10 protein-coding genes are annotated in these 9466 nt (G+C 35.4%); 2 read left to right on the forward strand and 8 right to left on the reverse strand.

Annotated elements, in window-relative coordinates; genetic code table 11:
• Nucleotides 1-63: 63 nt before the first annotated feature.
• From GGQ84_RS14805 to GGQ84_RS14825, 5 genes are all read right to left on the reverse strand, one after another.
• The gene (locus tag GGQ84_RS14805) at nucleotides 64-327 is read right to left on the reverse strand and encodes a hypothetical protein (protein ID WP_429163582.1); all 264 of its coding nucleotides are present in this window, start codon (nucleotides 325-327) and stop codon (nucleotides 64-66) included.
• A gap of 9 nt (nucleotides 328-336) precedes the next feature.
• A complete protein-coding gene (locus GGQ84_RS14810) occupies nucleotides 337-1395 on the reverse strand; it encodes a YheC/YheD family protein (protein ID WP_429163583.1) in 1059 nt (352 codons plus the stop codon).
• A 64-nt stretch (nucleotides 1396-1459) separates the two neighbouring features.
• Entirely contained in the window at nucleotides 1460-2536 is a 1077-nt protein-coding gene (locus GGQ84_RS14815; protein ID WP_429163584.1) for a YheC/YheD family endospore coat-associated protein, read from the reverse strand.
• A 142-nt stretch (nucleotides 2537-2678) separates the two neighbouring features.
• On the reverse strand, nucleotides 2679-4067 hold the full coding sequence (locus GGQ84_RS14820; protein ID WP_429163585.1) for a UDP-N-acetylmuramoyl-tripeptide--D-alanyl-D-alanine ligase: 1389 nt from the start codon (nucleotides 4065-4067) through the stop codon (nucleotides 2679-2681).
• A 5-nt stretch (nucleotides 4068-4072) separates the two neighbouring features.
• Entirely contained in the window at nucleotides 4073-5143 is a 1071-nt protein-coding gene (locus GGQ84_RS14825) for a YheC/YheD family endospore coat-associated protein (RefSeq protein ID WP_429163586.1), read from the reverse strand.
• A gap of 165 nt (nucleotides 5144-5308) precedes the next feature.
• Here GGQ84_RS14825 and GGQ84_RS14830 point away from each other — a divergent pair, with 165 nt between their 5' ends.
• Nucleotides 5309-6592, forward strand: a complete 1284-nt coding sequence (locus GGQ84_RS14830) for a glycosyltransferase (RefSeq protein WP_429163587.1) — start codon at nucleotides 5309-5311, stop codon at nucleotides 6590-6592.
• A gap of 52 nt (nucleotides 6593-6644) precedes the next feature.
• Here the strand turns inward: GGQ84_RS14830 and GGQ84_RS14835 are convergent, their stop codons facing one another.
• The 3 genes from GGQ84_RS14835 to GGQ84_RS14845 all read right to left on the reverse strand — a co-directional run bounded on the left by GGQ84_RS14835 (nucleotide 6645) and on the right by GGQ84_RS14845 (nucleotide 8865).
• On the reverse strand, nucleotides 6645-7784 hold the full coding sequence (locus GGQ84_RS14835) for a DUF7507 domain-containing protein (RefSeq protein ID WP_429163588.1): 1140 nt from the start codon (nucleotides 7782-7784) through the stop codon (nucleotides 6645-6647).
• Nucleotides 7784-8206 (reverse strand): alpha-helical endospore appendage domain-containing protein, encoded by a 423-nt coding sequence (locus GGQ84_RS14840; RefSeq protein WP_429163589.1) that lies wholly within the window; start codon nucleotides 8204-8206, stop codon nucleotides 7784-7786. The genes GGQ84_RS14835 and GGQ84_RS14840 overlap by 1 nt, the downstream gene beginning before the upstream one ends.
• A gap of 323 nt (nucleotides 8207-8529) precedes the next feature.
• Nucleotides 8530-8865 carry an alpha-helical endospore appendage domain-containing protein gene (locus GGQ84_RS14845; protein ID WP_429163590.1) on the reverse strand — a complete coding sequence of 112 codons (336 nt, stop codon included), beginning with the start codon at nucleotides 8863-8865 and terminating at the stop codon, nucleotides 8530-8532.
• Between the two features lie 199 nt (nucleotides 8866-9064).
• On the opposite strand from GGQ84_RS14845, the gene GGQ84_RS14850 reads away from it, so the two are divergent.
• Nucleotides 9065-9346, forward strand: coding sequence for an alpha-helical endospore appendage domain-containing protein (locus GGQ84_RS14850; protein WP_429163591.1), 282 nt, complete (start codon nucleotides 9065-9067; stop codon nucleotides 9344-9346).
• Nucleotides 9347-9466: the final 120 nt, after the last annotated feature.

Below are 9466 nucleotides of genomic sequence, written 5' to 3' on the forward strand. Positions count from 1 at the left end.
CCTTTTTGCTGATCAGCTTCGGACACCTCGTATGATACCAAGGGGGCTTTTTTTATTCAATCCTCATTTAAATTCATTACAGGAATGCTCCTTTACCTTAATTTGATATGGCTGTGTAGTTATTAAACAGGCTTCTTCTAATAGGGAAGGAGAAACATAAATCGTTCCTTTTTTATCTATTTTTTTTGTCTCTGCTTTTACTTTTTTCAATCCAAATTCTAGTGTTATGTGTCTATTTAGTTTTTTGAATATATCTTTAGGCAAATATATCATATTAGTTGTTACATGGTTATTCTCAGGAATTACCTTTATATTAATCCAATCCATATTATCACCCTATTCCTTATCACTTAGATAGACCAAATATAAACCGGCATTTTTAATACTTTCTTTCCAAAGCCTACCTTCATCTAGCTCATACAGGTAGTCATCTTGTTCAAAGCCATCTATGCGAACCACATAAGGGTTTCCTTGAGCATCAAAAATAAAATCAATAAAGCAACTCCCTCTATTTGCTATATAGCAATCTAGTAGTTTGTTTATATTTATGGCCGTTTGATGGATTTGGGATTTTATTTTGTTTACTTTCTCAGGAAATAGGTCCAATAAAGCATCTGCTAGAGAACTAGTTTCTTTGTCATATAGAGTGTCTTTAGATAATAGCTCCTTTTTTACAATAAAATCTGCTACACTCCATTCTCCTGTTATCCCCTTTTGGATATATCCCCTTACCTCTAATGGTGAAAAACCCCAATTCACAGTACCAGGATTTTTAAGTAGGATATAGTTTCTACTTCTAATAATCTTATTTATTTCAAGAAAAAGACTATCTTTTGTTATTATTTGCTTCTTATATCCAAATGCTATTTCGAACTCCTGATTTTTTTTATAAGAACTGACCTTACTAATAGAAATCATCCGACACTCCTTAGTGCTTCTCTGGGGCAGCAAGAAAAAGCTGTCGTACTTCTTAGCAAATTCCTTCACACTAACTTTTGATATGGTCTCAAAAGGCAGTATTACATCCTTATCCTTTGATCTCATAATGCTGGCAATCATTTCAAACAACATATGTTGATAAAACCGATTTACTGGATTGATAACTTGAGTATCTTTTAACATGCGTAATTGACGCATTTTTTTAATACTTGATGGTTTAGAATGAGTTACACAGTTATAAATAAAACTTGGAATTTTTGTTTTTGTTACTCCCGCTTTATTTCCATCTATAAGGTAAGCCTTCTTTATGATGTTTTTGTCTAAATTAAGATTATTAATTGTAAATAAGACGATTTTCTTGTTGTATCTTATAGAAATATCTTTCATAACATGCTTTATGTTTTCTAACCAATGGTCTTTATTTGCATGACAAATAAATCCGATTTCAACCTCCATCCTCTATCGCCTCACTTTTCTCCTCTCTCTAGAATATGAGGTAAGAAATTAATATGTGATTATACTAGCCTTCCGTTTCTAGCAAATACTTCCCATAGTCCACAGGATTTGCAAAGGCCGCTTTCCATTTATCATGCATGTTTATGTTTCTCAAGGTCATACGTAAACCTCTCCCGTTACACTCTATAAACATGGGAAAGCCATCTGTTGTTATCCCTATATCAAACCCTAAATCAGCTAATCTAGGGTATTCTTTTTCTAGCTCCTTTGCTGCTAGGATGGAAAAGTCTTCAATATCCTTTAAAAGTTTTTCTCTATCAAAAGAGGGATCAAGCAATTCATCCAACCGAAAGTTCTTACCCCCCTTAGCCAGATTAGTAATAAAAACATCTCCCTGCGCTACCTTCCCGCCAGCACCAGTAATTTGCCACTCACCTTTTCCATTCTTCTGACAGTAAACCCGTACATCGTAAACGCTTCCCTTATATCTAGCTAATGGAATAAACTCTTGCGCAATATAAATGGATCTTTTCAATCTCTTTTTAAGAATTTCTGGAATTTCATGAGCAAAAGAAATGCTCTTCCATGCCCTTTCCTTTTGTAAGTAGAGGGTCAAAATATTTTCTGCTTTGTTGCTTTCAATCTTCATCAATCCCTGACCAAGACTCCCACCGTTTGGCTTGAGAATTATCTTGCCGTACTTGTTAAGCATTTTCAGAATAGTTTCTTCTTCTGCCCAGTGGGTTTCAGGAAGGTGAGGATGTAACTCTTGATTGTTGCTTAGAAGACCATGTATTTCTAGTTTCTTAAATCTATTCCAAGGATTATAAAGAATCTTTCCATCTTCTAGTAGGGTATCCACCGCAATTTTAGCTTCCTTTGAAAAATGAAGTCCTCGATTATGAATAACCTTGGGCGTAGGGACTAGGACCTTCTTGTATTTATTATTGCTACCTTTGACGTATGCTGTTATCTCGTGTTTTCCAGGTTCAATGTCCTTTAACCGAAAAAAACAAAGGGTAAAGCCGTGTTTTTTCGCTGCTTCCTCATACAGATCAATCTTCTCATATCCTGTCCGTCCATTAGGAATTCCGTGAAAAACTAGATTGTCTACTAAAATACCTAAATATTCTTTATTCAATTCGCGGTCACTCCTCGTTTTTCCATCTTACTTTATGTTATGAAAAAACTAATTTTTGGTGTCGAGTAAGCGTTTCCAAATCAGAAACTACCCCTTTTTTTAGTTCACGATATCCACATAGTTTAAAACTCCTCCTATAATTTTAGGAGGAGTTGCATATTTTTTTAACTGCTTTATGGTAAGGTAGATGCATCTTATCAAGGGACATTTTTAATAGTACTACAGTATTTTCGCTTAAAACCTGTGAAGCCATATCTTCTAGCTCCTGTGCAGAGCTTGCAAAGTATACCCTCGAAGAATCCATTCCCTTATCTATGGCCACTTGACCCATCAGCTTAGCATCTTCTCCTACTGTTACGAGGACATCAATTCCCGACTTCGCCATATACTCTCCCATTTTCAAATACTCTGCTTTTTCTTGGGTACCCAGTCTTTGTAATTTACCAAGAATAGCGATAGTTTTCTTGTCTTTGCCCACTTCCTGCAATACTTTCAATGCTGCGTAAGCAGAAGTTGGGTTTGAGTTCCATGTATCATTAATGATTAAAGCCCGGTTTAGCCCAATATGAGCAATATTATGACGTTCTAAGTGTTTATAACTTTTCAACCTATCTAGTATTTCATCTATCTCTAGCCCTAAAGAATGGGCAGCTGCAATTACCGCTAGTGCATTATATACAGTATGATGCCCAAGGCCTGGCACAAAGGCATGATAGGTATCCCCTCCGTAGTTAAGCTGAAATTTCATGCCGTTATCACTATACATAATATTGCTAGCCCGATAATTACAGGATTCTCCCTGACCAAAAAATAGAACAGTTCCTTTAAAGGGTGATAAGTCAATTAACTTAATATTTTCATCGTCTCCATTGAGTATTAGCTTACCGTTATTAGACAGGATCTTTAACATATGTGCCTTTTCATTGAAATAGGTTTTAAAACTCTTACAACCTTCAATATGGGCAATACCTATATTTGTAATGATGCCTACTTGGGGTTTAAAAAGACTTCCAGTTGTTTGAAGATTTCCAGGATAAGCTACCCCCATTTCAATAACTGCTGCTTCTGTTTTATCATCAATCCCCAATAGATACTTATCATTTATGGATGTTGCGTTGTAGCTCCTTTTAGTGGCTTGGACCTTCCTGTCAATTGAAAGTATATGAGTCAGCATCTCTTTGGTTGTTGTCTTCCCAGCTGTTCCTGTTACCCCAACCACAGGAATATTGAACAGGCTTCTATAATAGTCAAGGAAGTCGTTATATGACTTCTTAATATTTTTTACCTGCACCAGGGTTACCCCATCCCCTAGTTTTTGAGCATCAAGTAGCTCCTCTGAGACAACTACAAAAGATTGTTTGCCTTGGTTATGTTGATATATTTCATTTTTTTTGCCAAAGTGAAAGTACAGAGTACCTTTAGTAAAAGCTTTTGGTTTTTTTCTAACCCTCTTTACTATAAATTCCTCATTTCCAAATATAACCTTTCCTCCAATAACATCTAGTATCTCCTGTAAATCTAATGCCTTCACTTAACTCATCTCCTATCTAACAAAAACTTGCCATATCCAATTGGGGTACTATGAGTGTTTTTCCAAGTATCATCCATGTTTGCGTTTCTAAATGTAACGCGCAAATCTCTTCCATTACATTCTATAAACTTTATAATTCCTTCTGCTGTAATCCCCATATCCAATCCAACATCTGCTAATCCCGGCAAATGCTCTTCTAATACTTTCACAATCCTTAAAGAAACTTGTTCTATTCCATTAATAACTGTTTTTTCATCAAGCATTGTATCCTGTAATAAAATACCTAGTTGATATGATGTACCTCCCCCAGCTACATTTGTTATAAAACTATCATCCCTAGCAACTTTCCCAACGATACCGGTTACCTGCCATTGTCCTGAATGGTTTTTTTGGCAGGAGACTCTCAGATCAAAGGGATTTCCCTTATAAGTTGCTAGGGGTATATACTCCTGCAAAATATAATTATTAGAAGAAATTATATTTTTCAATTCTTTAGGTATCTTCTCTGTAAAGGGTATCTTCAGGGAATCTTTTTCCTTGGACTTTAAAATGATTAACAAATTTTCATTCCCTTGCTTTTCCATTTTCATCACGCCATATCCCAAACTCCCATTATCTGGTTTAAGGATTAGGTTCGAGTATCTGCTGAGCATTTGCTTAATGTTATCTTCTGTAGCCTTCCTGGTTTCTGGGAGATTTTCTATTAATTCGTCATATTTTATTAAAATACGGTGTACATTACTTTTTCTATAACGATTCCATTGATTAAATACAATAAAGCCCTGCTCAACTAAGGATTCCAATTGGTTCTTATGTTTTCTTGCGAAATACATACCACGATTGTGAATCACTTTAGGCATAGGGATACTCTTTTTCTTATACTTGGCGGAATTGCCTTTTACATAAGCAGTAACTTCTTTCATATCAGGTTTTATGTCCTTTAACCTAAAATAACATGGTGTCAATCCATGCAATTTTGCTGCTTCCTCATAAAATGAAAGATTTTCATACCTTGTCTTTCCGTAAGGAATTCCCCTGAATACATTATTGTTTAACAATATTCCAATATATTTCATAGGATAGCCCCTCCATTGTGTTCGTTTACCCCAATACCATAATATGAACACAAATAACCTATGGTGAATATAACTTCATATTTAGGTTCTGTATTCTAAATAGTATATTAATTACATATCTTTCTAAAAAGGACATGACTTTATAAGTTTAGGAGGTTACAATTGATGAAGGTAGCAATTTTAACAATGTTTAACGGTATTAGTTATACGTATTCGCTTGTTAATGTTGTAGCGGAGCACTTAGAAATGTTGCTTGACGCTGGAATAAAAACCAAAGTAATTGTCTCCGAGGATTGTAATGATGATGAGAGAAAGGGTATATATGCCGATGAGCGATTAGAATGGGCCAAGGTCACGAATAGATTAAAGGGTAATCAGATTCATTGGCATGACTATTCTCAGCCCGAGGGTCAAGTCCACGAGACATTTTTTGATGAGGCTGAAGCCATTGCTAGAGATCTAGAGGAAAAATTATCAGATGTTGATTTCTGTATTATGCATGATATTCTATATCAAGGCTGGCATTTAGTTCATAATGTTGCCATAAGAAAGGTACAAGAGAAATTGACCAATATAAAATTTATAGCAATGACCCACTCAGTCCCCGTCAATAGGCCACCTAATCCACAATGGCCCTTTTCTAGCCGGTATACACCCATGCCCAATACAACTTATGTATACCCTACTTATTCTGGAATAGCAGCTCTTTCAAAACAATACAATGTGCCTGAAGGGAGATGTCGGGTTGTCCACAATAGCTTAGATATAACTTCTTCTATGAGTAGCCATGTTAAATCGCTTCATGACCAAATTGATTTAATTAGCCCCGATATTCTTATCATATATCCCGGTCGGCTTACTACAGGAAAAAAATTCGAAAAAGTTGCATCCTTGGCTGGAGCTATCAAAAAACAGACAGAATTAAGTGTTAAAGTAGTCTTTTGTGATTTTCCATCCATGGATATTAATTCAGATATATATAAGGAACTTATTAAAAAAATGGGTTGTATCCACGGGTTAAGTGAAGCTGATGTGGCCTTTACAAGTGATTTAGGCTATCCTGAAGGGTTTCCCCGAGCTAGTGTTTTTGAATTGTTTACTTTATCTAACCTATTTATTTGCCCATCTTATTCAGAATCATTTGGCTTGACAGTTCTTGAAGCTGCAAGCAGAGGTAATTTTTTAGTCTTAAACGAAGCTGTTCCGGCTTTAGAAGAATTAGGTAAGCAACTTAAGGCATATTTTATGAGATGGGATGCTCGTAACTTTGGCTATGATACAAAGGAAACATATAGACCAACTGAACAGTCATATTTGGAGGAAAATGCATCCATCATAGTAAACCTTATGCGAGATAATCCAGTACTCTATGCAAAAACACTGGCAAGGCAAAAATATAGCCCTCAATGGGTTTGGTATAATCAATTAGAACCTTTACTGGAGAAGTAGACGCTTCTATCTAAAACAGGCTCTCTTGAGGGACAAGAGAGCCTGTTTTAGTTTATGGCAATGGTGGAGCAATGAATTCTTCAGATTCACCAGGTAACAAGATTGGTATAGTTCCAATCACACCTAAAACGTTATCTGTTATAGTAATATCAGCAACAGGTACATTTCCAATATTTGTTACGATATATTTAAAATAAGCTGTCATCCCTGATGGTAGCTTAGGGCCAGGTGGTACAGGAGAAGCAATAAAGGTTTTTCCTCCGTCAACCGAAGCAAACTTTTCTACATTTATAGCAGGTTCATCTACGACGACACCTACATAATGAGCTGGATCATCATCGGTTACGGTGATATCTTCATATTCCCCAGTTACAGATGCTTTATTGACCTGTTGACCTTCAGCCCATGTACCAGTTTCATCAACTATAAAGGATTCGCCAGGAGCTAGAGTTGTAGTTGGTATGGTGATTAGGCCTAAAACATCATCTGTTAAGGTGATATTTTCAAGTGGAACATTTCCGGTATTAGTTACAACATATCTAAAGACAGGATGGTAACTTCCTTGTGATTTATTCGCTGGATGATTATCTGTTAAATCAACTGTAAAGGACTCACCAGGAGTTAGAGTTGTAGTTGGTATGGTGATTGGTCCTAATATATCATCCGTTAAAGTGATATTTTCAAGTGGAACATTTCCAGTATTCGTAACGACATATCTAAAGATTGGATCAGTCCCTTGATGAATAGTTGCTCCCGGAGGAGTATCTGCATCTAAGAATATGGTACCACCATCCGAGGAAACAAGTTTATCTATATTTATTGCAGGTTCATCTGCGACGACACCTACATAATGAGCTAGATTCTTATCTGTTACAATAATATCTTCGTAATCACCAATAACAGTTGCTGTATTGACTTGTTGATCTTCAACCCATGTACCAGTTACAACAACTGTAAAGGACTCACCAGAATCTAATGTTGTAGTTGGTATAGTAATTGTTCCCAGTACATCATCATCTAAGATAATTTTTTCAAGAGGCACATTTCCCGTATTCGTTACCACATATTTAAAGACAGGATCTGTCCCTTGTGGTATATTTGGTCCTGAAGGAGTATCTGCATCTAAAAAGGTAGCACTTCCGTCTGGTGATACAAACTTATCTACATCGATAGATGGTTGATTATTACACATTATTTTCCACCACCCTGAGGCAAATTATAATGGGTACTGGCAGAAGCAGTAACTAAAGTCTTATTAAAGAACCCCTCAACCGTTACAGTGTTGTCAAAAAACTCTACATTTGATGGAGCAGGTGTTGTTATATCTAGAATATCTTCTAACTTAAATTGAAGTAGCATTTCTTTCTTAATTACAGCTCTTAATGTTTTTATTACTGAGCGGTTAATTTTAATCAACTCATCCATAGTTGGAGTTTTATAGTCTATTTGCCCTTCAAGGGTTCCCAAAACATATTGTATCTTTTCTGCTTCAGAGTTAATGATATGAGATAATCCAAGCTCTTCAAAAGCTACGGATGCAAGCATAAGATTAATAACATCTTCTCTGCTAAGATCTATATCCGGACTTACATTTGGAATGCTTGGCATTGACATATCTATTCCTCCTTTCTTACAGTATTTTATGTAATATAAAATACTGAGTGTATAACGAGGTATAAAATGGGCTTTTGACCTTTTAAATAAGAAAAAGCAGTTGAAACGGCATAGTGCAACCGCCTAACTGCTCCTAAACACAAAAAGCTAGCAAACCTATTTATATGTTATTTACTTTCAGTGCAGCTTTTATCTTCCCCCGGAAATTTAGGCCATTTCGTTGTAATGATTATTGCAGTTGTAGAAGTAAATTCATAGAATATTTAAGCAGTGAAAAGGGTTATATTTACCCTTTCACTGCTCCTTTGCAGAAATAGTCATCCTTATTTATTACAATTACTCTTATTACTATTATTACCATCTGGTATGTCAAGAATATCCTCAAACTTGAACTGAAGTAGCATTTCTTTTTTAATAATACCTCTTAATGTTTGTTCTACTGAGCGGTTAATTTTCAGCAACTGATCTAGTGATGGAGGATCTTGGGGGTTTACTCCTTCAAGAGTTCCTAAAACAAATTGAACCTTTTCTGCTTCAGCATTAATCATGTGAGCTAAGCCTAGCTCTTCAAAAGCAATTGATGCAAGCATGAGATTGATAACATCTTCTCTGTCAAGGTCAATCTCGGGTGTTACATTTGGAACGTTTGGAAATGACATACTCAAAACACCTTCCTTTTTTTTTTATATTTGATACTGTAGTATATTCCCAAAGGTTAGCAGTGTGATTAAGTACAATTGCCTATTTTAAATTTTTTTTATTATATAATTAAACATTTAGTCATATGTTTAAATAGGTCAAACTGTTTAGAAGCGATGTTGAAGTAAAAGTAGATTTTTGGAAGGGAAGTTAAAAGATATGAAACTGGAAAATGCGCTTAATCTTTTGTTAACTTCAATAGCACTTCAGGAAAAAAGTTTATCTAAAATGATGGATGCTGAAACTAAAAAAATGTTATATGTTTTAAATGAGTGTCAACTTGAAAAGCTTTCAATCCAAGATACAAAAGATATTCATAAGAGTGTAAATCAAACTCTTACGAATATGATTAAAATGCAGATGCTGTTACAAGCTAAGGTGGAAAATATCGTGGAATTGGTGACTACAACAAAGAAAAAACTGGTTTGGCGCATACCATGAATCTCACTCAGTTAAAAAAAAGAAATGGATAGGTTACACTTAATTGGACAATAAAGATAAGGTCATGTAAATTAATAAGTAGAAAAGGAGAGGTTTACATGGCTAAAAGACAAAGAAGAA

The organism is Desulfitispora alkaliphila (genome assembly GCF_050433185.1).
In the GTDB taxonomy this organism is placed as follows: Bacteria; Bacillota; Desulfitisporia; order Desulfitisporales; family Desulfitisporaceae; genus Desulfitispora; species Desulfitispora alkaliphila.

Excerpts from the sequence above, each read along its gene's own strand:
- GGQ84_RS14850 (WP_429163591.1), top strand. The coding sequence starts at position 9,065 with ATGAAACTGGAAAATGCGCTTAATCTTTTGTTAACTTCAATAGCACTT.
- GGQ84_RS14805 (WP_429163582.1), bottom strand. The coding sequence starts at position 327 with ATGGATTGGATTAATATAAAGGTAATTCCTGAGAATAACCATGTAACA.
- GGQ84_RS14845 (WP_429163590.1), bottom strand. The coding sequence starts at position 8,865 with ATGTCATTTCCAAACGTTCCAAATGTAACACCCGAGATTGACCTTGAC.
- GGQ84_RS14825 (WP_429163586.1), bottom strand. The coding sequence starts at position 5,143 with ATGAAATATATTGGAATATTGTTAAACAATAATGTATTCAGGGGAATT.
- GGQ84_RS14835 (WP_429163588.1), bottom strand. The coding sequence starts at position 7,784 with ATGTGTAATAATCAACCATCTATCGATGTAGATAAGTTTGTATCACCA.
- GGQ84_RS14830 (WP_429163587.1), top strand. The coding sequence starts at position 5,309 with ATGAAGGTAGCAATTTTAACAATGTTTAACGGTATTAGTTATACGTAT.
- GGQ84_RS14810 (WP_429163583.1), bottom strand. The coding sequence starts at position 1,395 with ATGGAGGTTGAAATCGGATTTATTTGTCATGCAAATAAAGACCATTGG.
- GGQ84_RS14840 (WP_429163589.1), bottom strand. The coding sequence starts at position 8,206 with ATGTCAATGCCAAGCATTCCAAATGTAAGTCCGGATATAGATCTTAGC.